The organism is Methylobacterium sp. BI1 (genome assembly GCF_056680125.1).
This window is the reverse complement of sequence record NZ_CM155267.1, coordinates 3535028-3553630: the sequence shown is the minus strand read 5'-3', so window position 1 is coordinate 3553630 and position 18603 is coordinate 3535028. Positions and strand designations below refer to the sequence as shown.

Sequence of the window (18603 nt, the reverse complement as noted above, 5' to 3'; positions counted from 1 at the left end):
ATGGGCCAGAAAGTCAATCCGATCGGTCTGCGGCTCGGTATCAACCGGACCTGGGACTCCCGCTGGTTCGCCCAGAAGGGTGAATACGCCAAGCTCATGCACGAGGACGTCGCGATCCGCGCCGCCCTCATGAAGCAGCTCAAGCAGGCTGCCGTCTCGAAGATCGTCATCGAGCGTCCGCACCGGAAGTGCCGTGTCACCATTCACTCGGGTCGCCCGGGCGTGGTCATCGGCAAGAAGGGCGCGGACATCGAGAAGCTGCGCAAGTTGGTCGGTACGCTGACCAAGGCCGACGTGACGATCAACATCGTCGAGGTGCGCAAGCCCGAGATCGACGCCACCCTGGTGGCCGATTCGATCGCCCAGCAGCTCGAGCGCCGCGTCGCCTTCCGTCGCGCCATGAAGCGCGCCGTCCAGTCGGCGATGCGTCTCGGTGCCGAGGGCATCCGCATCAACTGCTCGGGCCGTCTCGGTGGCGCCGAGATCGCCCGCCAGGAATGGTACCGCGAGGGCCGCGTGCCCCTGCATACCCTCCGCGCCGACGTCGATTACGGCGTCGCCACCGCCTTCACGACCTACGGGACGTGCGGCATCAAGGTGTGGGTGTTCAAGGGCGAGATCCTCGAGCACGACCCGATGGCACAGGACAAGAAGGCGCAGGAAGAGGGTGGCCGTTCGGGCGGCCGTCGCGAGCGCGATGGTGAGGGTGGCCGCGAGCGCGGCCGGCGCGAACACGCCTGAAGGCGTGTTCGTGACCCCGTCACCCAGAAAGGTGTTGAGAGGCTGCCATGTTGCAACCCAAGAAGACCAGGTTCCGTAAGCAGTTCAAGGGTCGCATCCACGGTGCGGCCAAGGGCGGCTTCGACCTCAACTTCGGGACCTTCGGCCTGAAGGCCGTCGAGCCCGAGCGCATCACCGCGCGCCAGATCGAGGCGGCCCGCCGCGCGATCACCCGCGAGATGAAGCGCCAGGGCCGCGTCTGGATCCGGATCTTCCCGGATGTCCCGGTCACGGCCAAGCCCACCGAAGTCCGCATGGGCTCCGGCAAGGGTGCACCCGAGTTCTGGGCTGCCCGCGTGCATCCCGGACGTATCATGTTCGAAGTCGACGGCGTGGCCGAGGACGTTGCGAAAGAGGCCCTGCGCCTCGGCGCGGCGAAGCTCCCGATCCGCACGCGCGTCGTTCAGCGCATCGCTGATTGAGAGGGAGGGGATCATGAAGTCGTCGCAGAGACAGTCGGATCTGGCCGCCCTGTCGCCCGATCAGCTGAACGATGAGCTGCTGAACCTGAAGAAGGAGCAGTTCAACCTGCGCTTCCAGGGCGCCACCGGCCAGCTCGAGAACGTCGCGCGCGTCCGCGAAGTCCGCCGCGATATCGCCCGCGTTCGCACGCTCCAGCGTCAGAAGACGCTGAAGTCGGCGCAGGCCTGAGGAGTACATCATGCCGAAGCGCGTATTGCAGGGCGTCGTCGTCAGCGACAAGGGCGAGAAGACCATCGTCGTGAAGGTGGAGCGTCGCTTCACCCATCCGGTGATGAAGAAGACCGTCCGTCGTTCGAAGAACTACCACGCCCATGACGAGGCCAACGTCGCCAAGGTCGGTCAGACCGTGTCGATCGAGGAGTGCCGTCCGTTCTCCAAGACCAAGACCTGGAAGCTCGTCGAGGGCACCAGCGCGGAAACGGTCTCCGCCGAAGCTTGATCGTCATGCACGGTCGATGAGACGGGCGCAGGGTTCTGCGCCCGTTTTTTTGTGCCCGTTCCGTCTCGATGCGCCGGTTCCACCCGTCGGCCGCAGATCTTTTCGCGTCGGCGGTATCAGATTCCGGATCTCGTTCGACAAGGTCTTTGAGGATCCGCCGTGCTCCGGCGTTCCTCGCGTGCCTTGATGCGAGATGGCGGGGACGGTCGCGTGGCTGACAGCCTGAACAGCGCCTGCGGAATTCTCGTCGCATTCTTCGGTGCGCGTGAGATTGACGGGATCGTCAGTGCTCAGCGCACCTACTGTCAGCACTTGCTGCCGGACATCCAGACGGCGGCCCTCGAAATGCTTTCGCGGCTCAATGTCGTTCGGACGGGCCTTCATCAGCCCGACCGGCGCAGCGCCCTCACGATCTCGACCCTCCTGGTCCGATGCGGGGCCCAGCCGGTCGGGATCACTCCCCTGCAGTTCCACCATCTCGACCTCGGCGACACAGAGCCCTTCCCAGCTCTGAACAACGCCCTCTGGCTGTTCCGGGTCTCGGACCGGCCGGTGGCGGTCCTGCTCTCCCGGTCATCGGATGGACCGATCGTCCAGATCGAGGTTGCGACCCTGCCCCACGCCGCCTCGGCCCGATTCACGGACCAGTTCCTGAGCGCGATCCAGGACGCCGCCCTGCGCTCGGTGCGCTATCGCGGGAAGGTCATCTCCCTCGATCCTCCCTTCGAGACGACCACGCAGCCGATGATGCGGGTCCACCGGCCGCCACCGGTAGGGCGGACGGAGGTGATCCTCGACGAACCGACGATGGCGCGCATCGATCGGCACGTCTTCGCCTTCGATCGCCATCGGGAAGATCTTAGGGCGCTCGGCCAATCGACGTGCCGAAGTCTGCTTCTCTACGGGGCTCAGGGGAACGGAAAGACCCACATCACCCGGTACATCGCCGCGAACTTGCCTGGCCGGACCACCGTGCTGGTCACGCCGGATCGGACGGGTAGCCTGGCCGCCTCGCTGCGGCTCGCCCAGGCGTTTCAGCCCAGTCTGGTGATCCTCGATGACGTCGATCAGATCGGTCGAGGAGGCGAAGATACCGGCGGCTCGGTGGGCCAGGACAGGCTTAGCCACCTGTTCACCGAGATGGATCGCCTCGGTGCCGACGCAGATATCCTGTTCCTGCTCACGGCGACCCATCCGCGGGCGCTCGACCGGTCCTCGCTTCCGAAATTGGGCCGGGTCGACGAGGCGATCGAGCTCCCGTTTCCGGATGCCCAGTGCCGCGCCCGCCTGGTCGCCCAGTTCGGCGCGTCCCTGGTTTTCGAGCCTGGCGCCGTTCCGGAAATGGTGTCGGGAACCGAGGGTGCGACCGCGGCCTATCTGAAGGAGATGGTCCGCAGGCTCGCCCTGGCGGCCCTCATGAACGAGAGGGAAAACCGGGTCAGCCGCCGCAGCGTCGCGGTCGTCCTCGGCGAGGCGACCGACAGCCAGATCCGCATCGCGCGTCGCGTCGTCGAGCTTGCGGACACCCCTTCGCGCCGTCCGGAGCTGCGCATGGCGGTATCGGGCGGACGGAGCGCCGATCTCTGATCGCGGATCCGAATTGACCCTTGCGCCGATCCACGCCGTGGTGTATCCGGCGTGCCTTCGCGACATTTGAGAAGGGTGTTCGCACCCTTCGTACGCGGCGGCCGCGCCGGTGTGTCAAACACCGATTGCGCGGTGCTTTACATGAGCCGGGGACATCAGATCCCCATCAGGCGTCGTCCGCCGGACAATACCGTCCGCGTGCGGAAACCCGCCTGAAACAAGGAAAGGTCACTGCCCGTGATCCAGATGCAGACGAATCTGGACGTCGCCGACAACTCTGGTGCGCGCCGCGTGATGTGCATCAAGGTTCTGGGCGGGTCGAAGCGTAAATACGCCGGTGTCGGCGACATCATCGTGGTCTCGGTCAAGGAAGCGATTCCCCGTGGTCGCGTGAAGAAGGGCGACGTCATGAAGGCGGTCGTCGTGCGCACCGCGAAGGAAGTGAAGCGTCCCGACGGTTCGGTGATCCGCTTCGACAAGAACGCGGCGGTTCTGATCAACAATCAGAAGGAGCCGATCGGGACCCGTATCTTCGGACCGGTGCCCCGTGAGCTGCGCGCCCGCAACCACATGAAGATCATCTCGCTCGCGCCGGAGGTGCTGTGATGGCCGCCAAGGTCAAGAAAGGCGACAAGGTCGTCGTCCTTACCGGTCGTGACAAGGGTCGCTCCGGCGAGGTCATCCAGGTGCTCCCCAAGGAAGATCGCGCGTTCGTCCGCGGCATCAACCTCGTGAAGAAGCACCAGAAGCAGACGCAGAACCAGGAAGGCGGCATCGTCTCCAAGGAAGCTGCGATTCACCTTTCGAATCTCGCGTTGCAGGACGCGAACGGCAAGCCGACGCGCGTGGGTTTCCGCGTCCTCGATGACGGCCGCAAGGTCCGCTTCGCCAAGACCACGGGGGACCAGATCGATGGCTGAGGCAAACAAGGACAACTACGTCCCGCGCCTGCGCAAGCACTACGATGAAGTGGTGCGCCAGAAGCTGATCGAAGAGTTCGGCTACAAGAACCCCATGCAGGTTCCGGTCATCGAGAAGATCGTGATCAACATGGGCGTTGGCGAGTCGACCGCCGATTCGAAGAAGGCCTCCGTCGCCGCCGGCGACCTGGCGCTGATCGCCGGCCAGAAGCCTGTCATCACCAAGGCCCGCAAGGCCATCGCGACCTTCAAGGTCCGCGAGGGCATGCCGATCGGCTGCAAGGTCACCCTGCGCAAGCAGCGCATGTACGAGTTCATGGACCGCCTGATCACGATCGCGCTCCCGCGCGTCCGCGATTTCCGTGGCCTGAACCCGCGTTCCTTCGACGGCAACGGCAACTACGCGCTGGGCCTGAAGGAGCACCTCGTGTTCCCGGAGATCTCGTACGACAAGGCCGAGGCCACCTGGGGCATGGACATCGTCATCCAGACGACGGCCCGCACCGATGCTGAGGCGCGCGCGCTCCTCACGCAGTTCCGATTCCCGTTCCGGCAGTGAGCCCCCGCTAGGGTCTCAGACGCGGACACCGGAGAGAGAAATGGCAAAGAAAAGCTCGATCGAGAAGAACAAGCACCGCGAAGCGCTGGTGAAGCTCTACGCTCCCAAGCGCAAGGCGCTGCTTGCCACGGCGAATGACGAGTCCCTCGAGATGGAGGAACGCTTCGAGGCGCGCCTCAAGCTCGCGGAACTGCCCCGCAACTCGTCCCCCACCCGCATCCGCAACCGCTGCGGCATGACCGGCCGTCCGCGCGCCTTCTATCGCAAGATGGGCATCTCGCGCATCGCGCTGCGCGAACTCGGCAACCAGGGTCTGATCCCCGGTCTCGTCAAGTCGAGCTGGTAAGGAGCAACCACCATGGTCAACGATCCCGTGGGTGATATGCTCACCCGCATCCGCAACGGTCAGCAGCGCCGCCGCAACGTCGTCCAGACGCCCGGCTCCCGCCTGCGCGCCAGCGTTCTCGACGTCCTCAAGTCCGAGGGCTACATCCGCGACTACGCGACCACGGATTACGGCAACGGCCGCACCGAGTTCGCGATCGAGCTGAAGTACTACGACGGCCAGCCCGTCATCCGCTCGATCCAGCGCGTGTCGAAGCCCGGCCGCCGCGTCTACTCGTCGGTCGGCGAGCTGCCGCGCGTCGCCGACGGTCTCGGCGTCACCATCGTGTCCACCCCGCAGGGCGTCATGGCCGACCACGAGGCGCGCGAGCGCAACGTCGGCGGCGAAGTGCTCTGCAAGGTGTTCTGATCTCGGACTTGGAGGAATAAGGCGATGTCTCGCGTAGGCAAGAAGCCCGTTCCCGTCCCGTCCGGCGTGACGGCCACGGTGACCGGTCAAACGGTGAAGATGAAGGGCTCCAAGGGCGAGCTCCAGTACGTCGTCCCCAACGTGGTCGACGTGAAGTTCGAGGACGGTGCCGTCTCGGTGCAGCCCAAGAACCAGACCAAGGAGGCCCGCTCGCTCTGGGGCACCTCCCGCGCTCAGGTGGCGAACCTCGTCGAGGGCGTCTCCAAGGGCTTCGAGAAGAAGCTCGAGATCACCGGCGTGGGTTACCGCGCCGCGATGGCCGGCAAGGCTCTGAAGCTCTCGCTCGGCTACAGCCACGACATCGAGTACGAGATCCCCGCGGGGATCACGATCGCGGTGCCGAAGCCTACCGAGATCGTCATCTCCGGCATCGACCGGCAGGTGGTCGGCCAGGTGGCCGCCGAGATCCGCGACTATCGCGGTCCCGAGCCCTACAAGGGCAAGGGCGTGAAGTACGCGGGCGAGTTCATCTTCCGCAAGGAAGGCAAGAAGAAGTAAGGGCCGCCGAACATGTCACGCAAAATCGATGCACTCGACCGCCGCAAGGCGCGTGTGCGCCGCGCGCTGCGGGCGGCGGCCAATGGACGGCCCCGGCTCTCGGTGTTCCGTTCCTCGAAGCAGATCTACGTTCAGGTCATCGACGACGCGGCGGGCAAGACCCTCGCTGCGGCCTCGAGCCTCGACAAGGATCTGCGCACCGGCCTCAAGACCGGTGCCGACGTCTCGGCCGCCCAGGCCGTCGGCAAGCTCGTCGCCGAGCGCGCCAAGGCCGCGGGCGTCACCCAGGTGATCTTCGATCGCTCGGGCTACCTCTATCACGGGCGCGTCAAGGCGCTCGCCGACGCCGCCCGTGAGGGTGGCCTCGAGTTCTAAGATTGGCGGAGGAGGGCGGCCCATGCCGCTCTCCCGTCCGGACGATTCAAGCGAGCGGGTCCGCCACCCGCGTCAGTGAGATGGATATTCAGTATGGCACGTGAACGTGAAGGCGGTGGCCGCGGCCGCCGCGATGAGCGCGAGGAGCGCGACAGCGAGTTCGTGGACAAGCTCGTCCACATCAACCGCGTCGCCAAGGTGGTGAAGGGCGGCCGTCGCTTCGGCTTCGCCGCTCTCGTCGTCGTCGGCGACCAGAAGGGCCGCGTCGGCTTCGGTCACGGCAAGGCCCGCGAAGTTCCCGAGGCGATCCGCAAGGCGACGGAAGCCGCCAAGCGCGGCCTCGTCCGCGTGGCGCTCCGCGAGGGCCGCACCCTGCACCACGACGTCTACGGTCGTCACGGCGCCGGCAAGGTCATCCTCCGCGCCGCCCCGCAGGGTACCGGCATCATCGCCGGCGGCCCGATGCGCGCCGTCTTCGAGACGCTGGGCATGCAGGACGTTGTGGCGAAGAGCCTCGGCTCCTCGAACCCCTACAACCTCGTGCGCGCCACCTTCGAGGCGCTCAAGAACGAGGACAGCCCGCGCTCGGTCGCGGCCCGTCGCGGTCTCAAGGTGTCGGCCCTCCAGGCCCGTCGCCGCGATGCCGATCCGTCCGACATGTCCGAAGCCGCCGTCGCGTAAGGGGAGGGTCCAATGGCACAGAAGACTCTCCGCATCGAGCAGATCGGTTCGCCGATCCGCCGCGAAGGCGACCAGCGCGCGACGCTGATCGGCCTCAAGCTCAACAAGCTGCACCGGGTGTCCGAGCTGGAGGATACCCCCTCCGTGCGCGGCATGATCCGCAAGGTGCAGCACCTCGTGCGCGTCCTTGGCGACGCGGCCTGAGGGAGGGCATCATGAAACTGAACGAACTCCGCGACAACGACGGCGCCACCAAGAACCGGATGCGCGTCGGACGGGGCATCGGCTCCGGCAAGGGCAAGACCGCGGGACGCGGCGTGAAGGGTCAGAAGGCCCGCACCGGCGTCTCCATCAAGGGCTTCGAGGGCGGCCAGATGCCGCTGCATCGTCGCCTTCCGAAGCGCGGCTTCAACAACCTGTATTCCACGGATCTGAACGAGGTGAACCTCGGTCGCGTCCAGCAGGCTGTCGACGCCGGCCGCATCGAGGCGGGCGCCACCGTCACCGTCGAGACGCTGATCGCCGCTGGCATCTGCGCCCGCGCCCGTGACGGCGTGAAGCTCCTCGGTGTGGGTGAGCTCACCACCAAGCTGACCTTCGAGGTCACCCGCGCGTCGAAGTCGGCGATCGAGGGTGTCGAGAAGGCCGGCGGCTCGGTCAGCGTGACCTACGGCGACGGCGTGTCGACCCGCGGCAAGCCTGCCCGCGTGGTTGCGTAGCCTCGAGTCTGACTTTAAGTCGAAGCTCTGAGCGGCGGCCCGTGCGACCTCGCGCGTGGCCGCCGTTCCCGTTTTATCAGGGACCGTCATCGTCTTTCGAGAGAAGACGACCCAGTCTCGTATGACCCATTTCCAGGAACCGGTGTCATGGCCTCAGCCGCCGAGCAGCTTGCCGCGAACCTCAATTTCGGGGCCATCGCCAAGGCCGACGAGCTCAAGAAGCGCATCTGGTTCACGCTGGGTGCGCTCATCGTGTTTCGGCTCGGAACCTACATCCCGATCCCCGGCATCGACCCGGAGCAGTTCGCACGGAACTTCCAGCAGCAGTCGGGCGGCGTGCTCGGGCTGTTCAACATGTTCTCCGGCGGTGCCGTCGAGCGCATGGCGATCTTCGCGCTCAACATCATGCCGTACATCTCGGCCTCGATCATCATCCAGCTCCTCACCTCGGTGATCCCGAGCCTCGAGGCGCTGAAGAAGGAGGGCGAGTCGGGCCGCAAGGTCATCAACCAGTACACCCGCTACCTCACGGTGGTGCTGGCGCTGGTGCAGTCCTGGGGCATCGCCTTCGGCCTCCAGGGATCCAGTGCGGCGATCGAGCCCGGGCCGTTCTTCATCCTGTCCACGGTCATCACCCTGACGGGCGGCACGCTGTTCCTGATGTGGATCGGCGAGCAGATCACCTCGCGCGGCATCGGCAACGGATCCTCGCTCATCATCTTCGCCGGCATCGTCGCCCACCTGCCCGTGGCGATCGTCGGCGCCCTGGAGCTGAGCCGCACCGGCGCGCTCTCCTCGGCCGTCATCCTCGGCATGGGCGTCGCCGCCGTTGCCCTGGTCTATTTCATCGTGTTCATGGAGCGGGCTCAGCGCCGGCTGCTGATCAACTACCCGAAGCGCCAGGTCGGCAACCGGATGTACGAGGGCCAGACCTCGTTCCTGCCGCTGAAGCTCAACACCGCCGGCGTCATCCCGCCGATCTTCGCCTCCTCGCTGCTCCTCCTGCCTGCCACCGTGGCGAGCTTCTCGGCCAATAACGGCGGCACCGGCATCCTGGCGACGATCACCACCTATATCGGCCATGGCCGGCCGCTCTACATGGTGCTCTACGCGGCCCTGATCATCTTCTTCGCCTTCTTCTACACCGCCGTGGTCTTCAACCCGGAAGAGACGGCAGACAACCTGAAGAAGCACGGCGGCTTCATCCCCGGCATCCGTCCGGGCGAGCGCACCGCGGCCTTCATCGACAAGGTCCTGACCCGCATCACCCTGATCGGGGCGCTCTACCTGACTTTTGTCTGCCTGGTGCCCGAGATCCTGGCATCGTATTCCTCGGCCGCCATCGGTTTCGGCGGCACCTCCCTGCTCATCGTGGTCTCGGTGACGATGGACACGGTGGCGCAGATCCATGGGCACCTGATGGCCCATCAATACGAAGGCCTCGTCAAGAAGGCGAAGCTGCGCGGGGCGACCCGCCGGCGCTGAGGGGAACGCGCGGCGGGCTTCAAGCCCGCCCCGGCCCTTGCTAGAGTTCAGAGACCCGGCGCCGCGCAGGATCGCCGGATATCCAAGCAGAACGGACCTGAGGAAACGACACCATGCGCATCATCCTGCTTGGGCCGCCCGGCGCGGGGAAGGGGACGCAGTCCGAGCGGATCGTGGCACGCTATGGCATTCCTCAGCTCTCCACCGGCGACATGCTGCGGGCGGCCGTCGCCGCCGGCACGCCGGTCGGCCTGCAGGCCAAGAGCGTGATGGAATCGGGCGGCCTCGTCTCGGATGCCATCGTGGTCGGGATCGTCGCCGATCGCATCGAGGAGGCGGACGCCAAGCCGGGGTTCATCCTGGACGGCTTCCCCCGCACGGTGGAGCAGGCCAAGGCCCTCGATGCGATGCTGGCGCAGAAGGGCATCGCCCTCGACACCGTCATCGAGTTCGTCGTGGACGAGGAGGCCCTGGTCGGACGGATCGCCAAGCGTGCCGAGGAGACCGCGGCCCGCGGTCAGCCCGTGCGCAAGGACGATACCCCCGAGGTGTTCAAGACCCGCCTCGACGCCTATCGCAAGCAGACGGCGCCCCTGTCCGACTACTACGCGGGAACCGGGCTCCTGCAGACCATCGACGGCATGAAGCCGGTCGATGGGGTCACCCAGGACCTGGTGTCGATCCTGGACCGTCACACCGCCCCGGCGGAATCCTGACCGACCCGTCCGCGAGCGGTCGCGGATCCGAAATCCCGCCGGGCGGATCGGTTCGCCCGGGTTGACACATCCCCCGGCCCGCGCTAGTGGGCCGGTCTTCGTTCAGAGGAAGTGGGTCCGGATCGCCTCTCCAAGAGGCCGATGCGGGCCGATTTGTCGTTTTGGACGGCGCGCAGGGGCCGGTCTCCACCGGACGCGCGTGACACCCGGCCCGGCCTCAGGTCCGGCGCCCCATGGAGAGACACCTTGGCTCGTATCGCTGGCGTTAACATCCCGACCAACAAGCGCGTCGTCATCGCGCTGCAGTACATCCACGGCATCGGCCCCAAGAAGGCCGAGGAGATCACCGGCAAGGTCGGGATCCCGGCCGAGCGTCGCGTCAACCAGTTGACCGATGCCGAGGTTCTGTCGATCCGCGAGACCATCGACCGCGACTACATCGTCGAGGGCGACCTGCGCCGCGAAGTCTCGATGAACATCAAGCGCCTGATGGATCTCGGCTGCTACCGCGGCCTGCGCCATCGCCGCAACCTGCCGGTCCGCGGCCAGCGCACGCACACCAACGCGCGCACCCGCAAGGGCAAGTCCAAGCCGATCGCCGGCAAGAAGAAGTAAGGTTTTCCATTGGGAGGCCGGGTTCGACCCGGCCTCCCCTTCGCGTCGTCGGGGCCCCGCACGGGCCCGGCGGGGCGGCCGACCCATCCGGATCCGGCCGCCGACACCAGAAGACTCCCGAGCGCCTGGAATGACGGGCGCGCCTGAAGGACGAAAGTACACATGGCCAAGGAAACCACCCGCGTCCGTCGCCGCGAACGCAAGAACATCGTCTCGGGCGTCGCGCACGTGAACGCGTCGTTCAACAACACGATGGTCACCATCACCGACGCCCAGGGCAACACCATCTCGTGGTCGTCCGCCGGCGCCATGGGCTTCAAGGGCTCGCGCAAGTCGACCCCGTACGCCGCCCAGGTCGCGGCCGAGGACGCCGCCCGCAAGGCTGCCGAGCACGGCATGCGCACCCTCGAGGTCGAGGTCTCCGGTCCGGGTTCGGGTCGTGAGTCGGCCCTGCGCGCGCTCCAGGCCGCCGGCTTCACCGTGACGTCGATCCGCGACGTGACCTCGATCCCGCACAACGGCTGCCGTCCGCGCAAGCGTCGTCGCGTCTGAGCGGACGCCGTCGCGAACCTTTGGGGCCTGTCACGGAGACGCGCGTGTCGAATGCTCAGAATCCGCTTCCGGGTGTGCTGCGGTGGAGCTTGGGTGATCTGACGATCACGGTGATGAACGACGGCTACCTCCAGGGGTCGCTGGATCTCGTCACCGGGATCGATCGCTCGGAGGCCGGCGCCCTACAGGCCGCCGGCTTTCGCGCGCAGGATCCCCGGATCACGCTCAACGCGTTCCTGATCACGGGTCCCGGGCGCAAGCCGCTCCTCATCGACAGCGGGATGGGGCATTTCGGTGGCCGGTCCCTGGGCCGCGTTCCGGCCGCCCTCGCGGCGGCCGGCGTCGCGCCGGAGAGCATCGAGACCGTCCTGCTGACACATCTGCATCCCGACCATGCCGGCGGCCTGATCACGGATGACGGCGCCGCGGCCTACCCGAATGCCGAGCTCGTGGTGCATGCCGACGAGGCCGCGCACTGGCTCGACGACGGCGCCCTGTCGCGGGCGCCCGAGGGCGCCAAGCCATATTTCGAGATGGCCCGCCAGGCGACGGCACCCTATGGCGGCCGCCTCCGCACGGTCTCCGGCGGCAGCGTGGCCCCGGGGATCGAGGCGGTCCCGCTGCCGGGGCACACGCCGGGGCATACCGGTTACCGCATCACCTCGGGCGACGCGTCGCTTTTGATGTGGGCGGACATCGTTCACCTGCCGGCGATCCAGTTCAAGCAGCCGGAAGCCGGTATGGTCTTCGACGTCGACGGGGATCAGGCACGCGCCGTGCGTCGCCGGATGCTCGACGCCGTCGCGTCCGACCGGACCTTCGTGGCGGGCGCCCATCTGGAGTTTCCGGCCCTGGGCTACGTCGCCCGGGACGGGTCCGCCTACAGTTTCGTCCCGGAACTGTGGGTCGCGGCCCAGTAACGGTCCGCGCCTGACGCGGACGCAACAGTTTCCAGCCCGCCGGGCGCCGATGGCGCGGTGTCGACGGGCAATGCGTGGACCACCCAAGTGGCCCGCGCCGATCTTGCGAGAGGTAGCATCGTGGTCATTCAGAAGAACTGGCAAGAGCTCATCAAGCCGAACAAGCTCCAGGTCTCGACCGGGCACGACCCCAAGCGGGTCGCCACCGTCGTCGCCGAGCCCCTCGAGCGCGGCTTCGGCACCACGCTCGGCAACTCCCTGCGCCGCGTGCTGCTGTCCTCGCTCCAGGGCGCGGCCGTGACGTCGGTGCAGATCGACGGCGTGCTGCATGAATTCTCGTCGATCCCCGGCGTGCGCGAGGACGTCACCGACATCGTCCTCAACATCAAGACCATCGCCATCCGCTCGCAGACCGACGCTCCCAAGCGCCTGACCCTGCGCAAGACCGGCCCCGGTATCGTCACCGCCGGCGACATCGGCACGGTGGGCGATGTCCAGATCCTCAACCCCGACCTCGTGATCTGCACGCTGGACGACGGCGCCGAGATCCGGATGGAATTCACGGTCGCCACCGGCAAGGGCTACGTCCCGGCCGAGCGCAACCGTCCCGAGGACGCACCGATCGGCCTGATCCCGGTGGACGCGCTGTTCTCCCCCGTCACCAAGGTGTCCTACCGCATCGAGACCACCCGCGAGGGCCAGGATCTCGACAAGGACAAGCTGACGATGACGATCGAGACCAACGGCGCCGTGTCGCCGGAGGATGCCCTGGCCTACGCCGCGCGCATCATCCAGGACCAGCTCCAGGTGTTCGTGAACTTCGAGGAGCCCCGCAAGGAGGAGGCGCAGCCGCTCGCGCCGCAGCTCCCCTTCAACCCGGCCCTGCTCAAGAAGGTCGACGAGCTCGAGCTCTCCGTGCGTTCGGCGAACTGCCTGAAGAACGACAACATCGTCTACATCGGCGACCTCATCCAGAAGTCCGAGGGCGAGATGCTGCGCACCCCGAACTTCGGCCGCAAGTCGCTCAACGAGATCAAGGAAGTCCTCGCGGCGATGGGCCTCCACCTCGGCATGGACATCCCCGGCTGGCCGCCGGAGAACATCGAGGACCTCGCCAAGCGCTTCGAAGAGCACTACTAGGCAAGCCAATCGCATCCCGGGTCCGCCTTCGGTTCCCCGGGATGTCGGCCTGAATCGAGGCCGGCCCCGGCCGGTCTCGCGACATACGGAATCCCGCCGCGGGGTCATGCGGAATGAACAGCCTCGAAGACCGATTCGGAGGGGCGCTTGGCCGTACCGTGGCACGGCGGCCATCAACCAAGGACAGCCATCATGCGTCATGGATTTCGCGGTCGTCGTTTCAACCGCACCACCGAGCACCGCAAGGCGATGTTCGCCAACATGTCGGCCGCGCTGATCAAGCACGAGCAGATCGTCACCACCCTGCCGAAGGCCAAGGACCTGCGTCCGGTCATCGAGAAGCTGATCACCCTCGGCAAGACCGACAGCCTGCATGCTCGCCGCCTCGCCATGTCGCAGATCCGCGACGAGGCCATGGTTCGCAAGCTCTTCGCCGTGATCGGCCCGCGCTACAACACCCGTCCGGGCGGCTACTGCCGCATCATGAAGGCCGGCTTCCGCTACGGCGACAACGCCCCCCTGGCGGTGATCGAGTTCGTCGACCGTGACGTCGACGCGCGCGGCAAGGATTCCGGCCCCGTGCTGGTGGACGACGCGGCGTAAGCCACGGCTCCGAGCAATGATGCAGAAGGCGGCCTCCGGGCCGCCTTTTTTGTTGCCCGGAGCGCGCCTGCGCTTCAGGCGGCCCGATCGAGGAGACGCGAGACCTCCGCCGCGAGATCGGCCGATTCGAAGGGCTTGCGCAGCACGGGCAGGTCGGCCGGGATCGGAATCGCCTCGGCGTGGCCGGTGACGATCAGCACGGGCACGTCGGACCAGCGCGCGCGCACGATCTCGGCGAACTCGACCCCGGTCATGCCCGGCATCGCCAGGTCGGCGACCACGAGGTCGAAGGTCCCCTGTTCCATCAGCGACAGGGCGGACGAGCCGTCGCTGGCCTCGCGCTCGCTGTAGCCGAAGCTCGACAGGAACGAGGCCGTCACGTGCCGGACCTCCGGGTCGTCGTCGACGACGAGGATGCGGGCGGCTCGGGCGGCCGGCGTTGCGGCGCCGGGCACCGCGATCTCCTCGGGGCCGGCCGCTTCGACCCGCGGCAGGATGATCTGGACGCGGGTGCCTTCCCCCGGGGCGCTCTCGATGCGCAGGCGCCCGTGGGATTGCTGAGCGAGGCCGAAGACCATGGCGAGGCCGAGGCCCGTACCCTGGCCCACCGCCTTGGTGGTGAAGAACGGCTCGCAGACCCGGGCGAGGATCTCCGGGGCGATGCCGCTGCCCGAATCGGTGATCTCGACCGACAGGTAGGCGCCGGCCGGCAGGTCCGGATCATCGTCCAGGGCAAGGGTGTGGGTGGCGACAACGATCCGGCCGCCCTCCGGCATGGCGTCGCGGGCATTGATGCACAGGTTCAGGATCGCGAGTTCGAGCTGGTCCGGGTCGACGCAGGCGGCCGGCGCCTCCGGGGCGAGGATCGTCTCGACGGTGACGAGGCCGCCGAGGCTGCCCGCAAGGAGGTCGTGCATCCCGGTGATGAGCCCGTTCACGTCGACGGCGCGGGGGCGCAGGTCGCGGGAGCGGCTGAAGCTGAGGAGTCGCTTGGTCAGGGAGGCGCCGCGCTGAGCCGCCTGCATCGCATTGCCGACGAGGCGCTGGACCCGCGGCTGGTCGGCGACCTTCGGCGCCACGAGCTCGAGGCTGCCGAGGATCGCCATCAGCAGGTTGTTGAAGTCATGGGCGATGCCGCCGGCCAGGGTCCCCAGGGCCTGCATCTTGTCCGACTGGCGCAGGCGCGCCTCCAGGGACTTCTGGTCGGTGACGTCGCGCTCGATGGTGGCGAGATGGGTGATCTCGCCCGCCCCGTCGCGGATCGGCACACGGGTGACGTGGCGCCAGCGCTCGGCCCCGGTCGCGCCCTCGGCCACAAGGCTGTCGCTCGGCTCGCCGGCCGCGATGGCGGCGGCATCCGCGCTGCGGATCGCCGCGCCGTCGCCCAGGATCGCCTCCTCGGTGCGTCCGAGGCAGCCGGCGACGTCGCCGCCGAGACCGGTGGCCTTGCGGGCGTTGAGGCGCACGAAGCAGCCCTCGGCATCCTTGAAGGAGATGGCATCCTCGGCATTGTCGAGGAGGCCGCGCAGGAGCGCCCGCTCGGTGGCGAGGTCCCGCCCGAGCTGGTGGCGCTCGTAGGCCTGGCGCACGGTGTTGCGCAGCAGGTTCGCGTCCCAGGGCTTGGTGGCGTAGCCGGTGATGCCGCCCTGGTTCAGGGCCGCCACCACCGCGCTCATGTCGGCGTAGCCGGTGAGCAGGATGGCCTGGGCGTCGTGGAGCTTGCGCGCCTCGGCCAGCATGGCGTCGCCGGTCATGCCCGGCATGCGCTGGTCCGACAGGATGACGGCGATGTCCGGGTTCGCGGCGAGGATCTGCAGCGCCTCGGCCGGCTTCGTCGTAGTGAGAACGCGGTACTGGTCCTCGAACAGGTCCTCGAGGGCGATGAGGATGTCCGGTTCGTCGTCGACGGCGAGGATCGTGCCCTGTGACATGGTCAACCCGTCTGCCGTGGAATGCCGATCACGAAACAGGCCCCACCTCCGGGAGCGGCCTCGACGCTGAGCGTGCCGCTATGCGCCTGCACGACACTGTAGGCAATCGCGAGGCCGAGACCTGTCCCCGAGCCGACGGGTTTCGTGGTGAAGAACGGTTCGAAGATCTTCTCCCTCAGCGTTTCCGGGATGCCGGGGCCGGTGTCGCTGATCCGGATGATGTCGGTGTCGGGGAGACTGCGCGTCTCGATGGTGATGGTGCCGGATTCGGGCATCGCGTCCGCGGCGTTGCCGAGGATGTTCATGACGACCTGGTTCAGGAGCGCCGGCGTGCAGTGGATTTCCGGCCGGCCGGCGAAATCCCGCATCACCGCGATCCGGTCGCCGAGCTTGTGCTGGATCAGCGCGAGCACCGTCTCGATCGCCTCGGGCACGTGCACCAGGGTGCGCTCGCCCTCGTCGAGCCGGGAGAACTTGCGGAGGTTGAGGACGAGGTCCTGGATGCGGGTCAGGCCCATCCGCATGGCACCGACGCGGTCGCCGCACTTCTTGAGCCGGCGCGGGCTGTCGGGTGAGTCCGGCGCCGCTGCGACCTCGCCGAGGATGCGCTCCACCGTGCCCTGATGGGCGAGGATGAAGGCGAGGGGATTGTTGATCTCGTGGGCGATGCCCGCCACCAACTCGCCGAGGGAGGCCATCTTGGCGGCCTGGACGAGCTTGGCCTGGGCGTCGGTGAGCTTGCGATTGGCGGTGGCGAGGTCCGCATTGGCCTGCTCCAGGGCCCCGGCCAGGGCTGCGCGCGCCTCCGCCGCCTCGGCCTCGGCCCGGGCCCGCTCCAGGGCCCGCTCGCGGGCTCCGAATTCACCCGCGATGCGGCGGTTGTCCTCCTCCAGGAGTTTGCGGCGCACGAGGCTGCGCACCCGCATCACCAGGATCTCGCCGTCGGATTTCGAGACCACGTCGTCGGCACCCGCGGCGAAGGCCTCCACGAGGAAGTCCTTGGCCGGGTTGGAGCCGGCGATGCCCACCACCTGAAAGGTCGGGGCGCCGGCCTCCCGGCCCGCGAGCCCGGCATTGCGGTGATCGCTGATCGCCCGGCAGAGCGCGAGCCCGTCGTAGGTCGTGGCGAGGAGGTCGATCGTCACGCAGTCGAAGGCAGCGCCGTCCGCCTCCAGGGCCGCGACGGCGGCCGCGTGGCTGTCCGCGGTGGTGACCTCCTGGCCCTCATGGGCGAGGAGGCCGGCGAGGAAGGTGCGGTAGGTGGCACTGGCATCGACCACGAGCACGCGTCCCCGCCGGAAGGCGGAGATGCCCGGCCCATCGCTGCCCCCCATGCGCTCGCGCAGGAGAGCCCGGATGCGCAGGACGAGCAGATCGCGATCGGCGGATTTCGCCACGTAGGCGTCGGCGCCGCTCTCCAGGCCCTGGCGCTCGCCGTCGCGGGCGCCGGTGAGCATCAGGAGGGGCAGGGCGCGGGTGCGGAGGGAGAGCCGGAGCTGGCGGGCGAACTCGTCGCCATTCATGCCCGGAAGATGGTGGTCCGCCACCACGAGGTCGGGCAGGCGGGTGTTCAGGTGGTCGAGGGCCGCCTCGGCGGTGGCGCAGCGCTCCACCGCGAAGCCCTTTGATTCGAGCAGGAGCCGCAATTCCAGGGCCTGGGTCTCGGAATCCTCGACGAGGAGGAGGCGGGGCGCAGGAGCCTCGGTCACGGCGCGGCCTCCGCCACGCGGGTCAGGTGGGCGGCGATCCGGTCCAGGGGCAGCACGGTACCGGCCGCCGCGAGGCGGATCGCGGCGGCCGGCATGCCGAACACCACCGCGGTGCTCTCGTCCTCCGCGACGGTGAGCCCCCCGGCCCGGCGCATGTCGAGGAGGCCGACGGCCCCGTCCTCGCCCATCCCGGTGAGCAGGACACCGATGCCGCGCGCACCGGCATGCCGGGCGACCGAGCGGAACAGGGCGGTCGCAGCCGGGCGTTGGCCGCCCACGGGAGCGGCATCGGTGATGCGCAGGTGGCCGCCGCCGCCGAGCTCGAGGTGCCGGTCCCCCGGCGCCACGTAGACGCGGCCGGCCTCGGCCCGCTCCCCCTCGCGGGCCAGGGCGACCGGCAGTCCGACGACTCCGTTCAACCAGGTGGCGAAGCCCTCCATGAAGGCGGGACCCATGTGCTGGACGACCAGAACCGGAAGGGGGAAACCGGCCGGCAGCGCTCCGATGACCCGGGCGAGGGCCGGCGGCCCGCCGGTCGAGGCCGCGATCGCCAGCACGCTGGCGGATTCAGGCACCTTGAGGGCGGCCGCCACCGGTGGCGGCGTGGCGACGCGACCGGCCCATTCCGACCCGATCGGCCGGCGCCGGATAACCGGAACGGCGGCCATGATGCGCAATTGCGTGCAGATCTCGCTGGCGGCGGCGTCGTAGCCGGCATTGGTGGTGGCCACCGGCTTCTCGACCACCGAGAGCGCCCCGGCCCGCAGGGCGTTCATGGAGATCCGCAGGGACGAATCCTCGATGGCGTCGGCAATGACGACGATGGGCGTCGGCCGCTCGGCCATGATCCGCCGGGTCGTCTCCAGTCCGTCGATGCCGGGCAGGCGGATATCCATCGAGACGACGTCCGGGCGGACCTGGCCGATCGTCGTCAGCGCCTCCTCGCCGGAGGCCACGGCCGCCACTACTTCCAGGCGCGGATCCCGGCCGACGATGTGGATGAGGAGCTGGCGGACCACGAGGGAATCCTCGACCAGCATCACCCGCACCCGCGCGGGCGCTTCCGGCATCGTTTCG

At 68.0% G+C, this 18603-nt stretch carries 25 protein-coding genes; 22 read left to right on the top strand and 3 right to left on the bottom strand.

Features of this window, described 5'->3' with window-relative positions; genetic code table 11:
- The 22 genes from rpsC (at nucleotide 1) to rplQ (ending at nucleotide 13886) form a co-directional block, all read left to right on the top strand.
- Entirely contained in the window at nucleotides 1-741 is a 741-nt protein-coding gene (rpsC, locus tag AC1MGR_RS16785) for a 30S ribosomal protein S3 (protein WP_055949284.1), read from the top strand.
- Nucleotides 742-788: 47 nt separating this feature from the next.
- On the top strand, nucleotides 789-1202 hold the full coding sequence (gene rplP / locus AC1MGR_RS16780; RefSeq protein WP_055949287.1) for a 50S ribosomal protein L16: 414 nt from the start codon (nucleotides 789-791) through the stop codon (nucleotides 1200-1202).
- A gap of 13 nt (nucleotides 1203-1215) precedes the next feature.
- Nucleotides 1216-1431 carry a 50S ribosomal protein L29 gene (rpmC, locus tag AC1MGR_RS16775; RefSeq protein WP_018044221.1) on the top strand — a complete coding sequence of 72 codons (216 nt, stop codon included), beginning with the start codon at nucleotides 1216-1218 and terminating at the stop codon, nucleotides 1429-1431.
- A gap of 10 nt (nucleotides 1432-1441) precedes the next feature.
- A complete protein-coding gene (rpsQ, locus tag AC1MGR_RS16770) occupies nucleotides 1442-1702 on the top strand; it encodes a 30S ribosomal protein S17 (protein WP_108037324.1) in 261 nt (86 codons plus the stop codon).
- A gap of 210 nt (nucleotides 1703-1912) precedes the next feature.
- On the top strand, nucleotides 1913-3289 hold the full coding sequence (locus tag AC1MGR_RS16765; protein ID WP_480232310.1) for an AAA family ATPase: 1377 nt from the start codon (nucleotides 1913-1915) through the stop codon (nucleotides 3287-3289).
- A gap of 237 nt (nucleotides 3290-3526) precedes the next feature.
- Nucleotides 3527-3895, top strand: a complete 369-nt coding sequence (rplN, locus tag AC1MGR_RS16760) for a 50S ribosomal protein L14 (protein ID WP_055949294.1) — start codon at nucleotides 3527-3529, stop codon at nucleotides 3893-3895.
- Nucleotides 3895-4209, top strand: a complete 315-nt coding sequence (rplX, locus tag AC1MGR_RS16755; RefSeq protein ID WP_108037321.1) for a 50S ribosomal protein L24 — start codon at nucleotides 3895-3897, stop codon at nucleotides 4207-4209. Before rplN ends, rplX begins: the two co-directional genes overlap by 1 nt.
- Nucleotides 4202-4768, top strand: a complete 567-nt coding sequence (gene rplE / locus AC1MGR_RS16750; protein WP_108037319.1) for a 50S ribosomal protein L5 — start codon at nucleotides 4202-4204, stop codon at nucleotides 4766-4768. Before rplX ends, rplE begins: the two co-directional genes overlap by 8 nt.
- Nucleotides 4769-4808: 40 nt before the next feature.
- Nucleotides 4809-5114, top strand: coding sequence for a 30S ribosomal protein S14 (gene rpsN, locus AC1MGR_RS16745; RefSeq protein WP_056183527.1), 306 nt, complete (start codon nucleotides 4809-4811; stop codon nucleotides 5112-5114).
- Nucleotides 5115-5126: 12 nt separating this feature from the next.
- Nucleotides 5127-5522 (top strand): 30S ribosomal protein S8, encoded by a 396-nt coding sequence (gene rpsH / locus AC1MGR_RS16740; RefSeq protein WP_055881679.1) that lies wholly within the window; start codon nucleotides 5127-5129, stop codon nucleotides 5520-5522.
- 24 nt (nucleotides 5523-5546) lie between these two features.
- Complete coding sequence (gene rplF, locus AC1MGR_RS16735) at nucleotides 5547-6080, top strand: 50S ribosomal protein L6 (RefSeq protein WP_055949306.1); 534 nt, start codon at nucleotides 5547-5549, stop codon at nucleotides 6078-6080.
- A gap of 12 nt (nucleotides 6081-6092) precedes the next feature.
- On the top strand, nucleotides 6093-6455 hold the full coding sequence (gene rplR / locus AC1MGR_RS16730; RefSeq protein WP_056171336.1) for a 50S ribosomal protein L18: 363 nt from the start codon (nucleotides 6093-6095) through the stop codon (nucleotides 6453-6455).
- 93 nt (nucleotides 6456-6548) lie between these two features.
- On the top strand, nucleotides 6549-7136 hold the full coding sequence (gene rpsE / locus AC1MGR_RS16725; RefSeq protein ID WP_055949312.1) for a 30S ribosomal protein S5: 588 nt from the start codon (nucleotides 6549-6551) through the stop codon (nucleotides 7134-7136).
- A 12-nt stretch (nucleotides 7137-7148) separates the two neighbouring features.
- Nucleotides 7149-7340 (top strand): 50S ribosomal protein L30, encoded by a 192-nt coding sequence (gene rpmD / locus AC1MGR_RS16720; protein ID WP_055949314.1) that lies wholly within the window; start codon nucleotides 7149-7151, stop codon nucleotides 7338-7340.
- A gap of 11 nt (nucleotides 7341-7351) precedes the next feature.
- Nucleotides 7352-7855: a 50S ribosomal protein L15 gene (rplO, locus tag AC1MGR_RS16715; RefSeq protein ID WP_108037317.1), complete on the top strand. Its 504-nt coding sequence runs from the start codon at nucleotides 7352-7354 to the stop codon at nucleotides 7853-7855.
- Between the two features lie 147 nt (nucleotides 7856-8002).
- Nucleotides 8003-9340 (top strand): preprotein translocase subunit SecY, encoded by a 1338-nt coding sequence (gene secY / locus AC1MGR_RS16710; RefSeq protein ID WP_108037315.1) that lies wholly within the window; start codon nucleotides 8003-8005, stop codon nucleotides 9338-9340.
- Nucleotides 9341-9453: 113 nt separating this feature from the next.
- The gene (locus AC1MGR_RS16705; protein ID WP_108037313.1) at nucleotides 9454-10056 is read left to right on the top strand and encodes an adenylate kinase; all 603 of its coding nucleotides are present in this window, start codon (nucleotides 9454-9456) and stop codon (nucleotides 10054-10056) included.
- A gap of 246 nt (nucleotides 10057-10302) precedes the next feature.
- A complete protein-coding gene (gene rpsM / locus AC1MGR_RS16700) occupies nucleotides 10303-10671 on the top strand; it encodes a 30S ribosomal protein S13 (RefSeq protein ID WP_019904471.1) in 369 nt (122 codons plus the stop codon).
- A gap of 162 nt (nucleotides 10672-10833) precedes the next feature.
- The gene (rpsK, locus tag AC1MGR_RS16695; RefSeq protein WP_055949325.1) at nucleotides 10834-11223 is read left to right on the top strand and encodes a 30S ribosomal protein S11; all 390 of its coding nucleotides are present in this window, start codon (nucleotides 10834-10836) and stop codon (nucleotides 11221-11223) included.
- A 44-nt stretch (nucleotides 11224-11267) separates the two neighbouring features.
- Nucleotides 11268-12143: an MBL fold metallo-hydrolase gene (locus AC1MGR_RS16690; RefSeq protein WP_480232309.1), complete on the top strand. Its 876-nt coding sequence runs from the start codon at nucleotides 11268-11270 to the stop codon at nucleotides 12141-12143.
- Between the two features lie 120 nt (nucleotides 12144-12263).
- Nucleotides 12264-13283, top strand: a complete 1020-nt coding sequence (locus tag AC1MGR_RS16685; RefSeq protein ID WP_108037309.1) for a DNA-directed RNA polymerase subunit alpha — start codon at nucleotides 12264-12266, stop codon at nucleotides 13281-13283.
- A gap of 192 nt (nucleotides 13284-13475) precedes the next feature.
- Entirely contained in the window at nucleotides 13476-13886 is a 411-nt protein-coding gene (rplQ, locus tag AC1MGR_RS16680) for a 50S ribosomal protein L17 (protein ID WP_055949338.1), read from the top strand.
- A gap of 74 nt (nucleotides 13887-13960) precedes the next feature.
- Here the strand turns inward: rplQ and AC1MGR_RS16675 are convergent, their stop codons facing one another.
- Genes AC1MGR_RS16675 through cheB form a run of 3 tightly spaced genes read right to left on the bottom strand, consistent with a single transcriptional unit; the run spans nucleotide 13961 to nucleotide 18596 of the window.
- Nucleotides 13961-15817: a response regulator gene (locus AC1MGR_RS16675; protein WP_480232308.1), complete on the bottom strand. Its 1857-nt coding sequence runs from the start codon at nucleotides 15815-15817 to the stop codon at nucleotides 13961-13963.
- Between the two features lie 2 nt (nucleotides 15818-15819).
- Nucleotides 15820-17526, bottom strand: a complete 1707-nt coding sequence (locus AC1MGR_RS16670) for a response regulator (protein ID WP_480232307.1) — start codon at nucleotides 17524-17526, stop codon at nucleotides 15820-15822.
- Entirely contained in the window at nucleotides 17523-18596 is a 1074-nt protein-coding gene (cheB, locus tag AC1MGR_RS16665; protein ID WP_480232306.1) for a chemotaxis-specific protein-glutamate methyltransferase CheB, read from the bottom strand. Before cheB ends, AC1MGR_RS16670 begins: the two co-directional genes overlap by 4 nt.
- Between the last annotated feature and the right edge of the window lie 7 nt (nucleotides 18597-18603).

Excerpts from the sequence above, each read along its gene's own strand:
- rpsC (WP_055949284.1), top strand. The coding sequence starts at position 1 with ATGGGCCAGAAAGTCAATCCGATCGGTCTGCGGCTCGGTATCAACCGG.
- rplP (WP_055949287.1), top strand. The coding sequence starts at position 789 with ATGTTGCAACCCAAGAAGACCAGGTTCCGTAAGCAGTTCAAGGGTCGC.
- rpmC (WP_018044221.1), top strand. The coding sequence starts at position 1,216 with ATGAAGTCGTCGCAGAGACAGTCGGATCTGGCCGCCCTGTCGCCCGAT.
- rpsQ (WP_108037324.1), top strand. The coding sequence starts at position 1,442 with ATGCCGAAGCGCGTATTGCAGGGCGTCGTCGTCAGCGACAAGGGCGAG.
- rplX (WP_108037321.1), top strand. The coding sequence starts at position 3,895 with ATGGCCGCCAAGGTCAAGAAAGGCGACAAGGTCGTCGTCCTTACCGGT.
- rplE (WP_108037319.1), top strand. The coding sequence starts at position 4,202 with ATGGCTGAGGCAAACAAGGACAACTACGTCCCGCGCCTGCGCAAGCAC.
- rpsN (WP_056183527.1), top strand. The coding sequence starts at position 4,809 with ATGGCAAAGAAAAGCTCGATCGAGAAGAACAAGCACCGCGAAGCGCTG.
- rpsH (WP_055881679.1), top strand. The coding sequence starts at position 5,127 with ATGGTCAACGATCCCGTGGGTGATATGCTCACCCGCATCCGCAACGGT.
- rplF (WP_055949306.1), top strand. The coding sequence starts at position 5,547 with ATGTCTCGCGTAGGCAAGAAGCCCGTTCCCGTCCCGTCCGGCGTGACG.
- rplR (WP_056171336.1), top strand. The coding sequence starts at position 6,093 with ATGTCACGCAAAATCGATGCACTCGACCGCCGCAAGGCGCGTGTGCGC.
- rpsE (WP_055949312.1), top strand. The coding sequence starts at position 6,549 with ATGGCACGTGAACGTGAAGGCGGTGGCCGCGGCCGCCGCGATGAGCGC.
- rpmD (WP_055949314.1), top strand. The coding sequence starts at position 7,149 with ATGGCACAGAAGACTCTCCGCATCGAGCAGATCGGTTCGCCGATCCGC.
- rplO (WP_108037317.1), top strand. The coding sequence starts at position 7,352 with ATGAAACTGAACGAACTCCGCGACAACGACGGCGCCACCAAGAACCGG.
- secY (WP_108037315.1), top strand. The coding sequence starts at position 8,003 with ATGGCCTCAGCCGCCGAGCAGCTTGCCGCGAACCTCAATTTCGGGGCC.
- AC1MGR_RS16705 (WP_108037313.1), top strand. The coding sequence starts at position 9,454 with ATGCGCATCATCCTGCTTGGGCCGCCCGGCGCGGGGAAGGGGACGCAG.
- rpsK (WP_055949325.1), top strand. The coding sequence starts at position 10,834 with ATGGCCAAGGAAACCACCCGCGTCCGTCGCCGCGAACGCAAGAACATC.
- rplQ (WP_055949338.1), top strand. The coding sequence starts at position 13,476 with ATGCGTCATGGATTTCGCGGTCGTCGTTTCAACCGCACCACCGAGCAC.
- AC1MGR_RS16675 (WP_480232308.1), bottom strand. The coding sequence starts at position 15,817 with ATGTCACAGGGCACGATCCTCGCCGTCGACGACGAACCGGACATCCTC.
- cheB (WP_480232306.1), bottom strand. The coding sequence starts at position 18,596 with ATGCCGGAAGCGCCCGCGCGGGTGCGGGTGATGCTGGTCGAGGATTCC.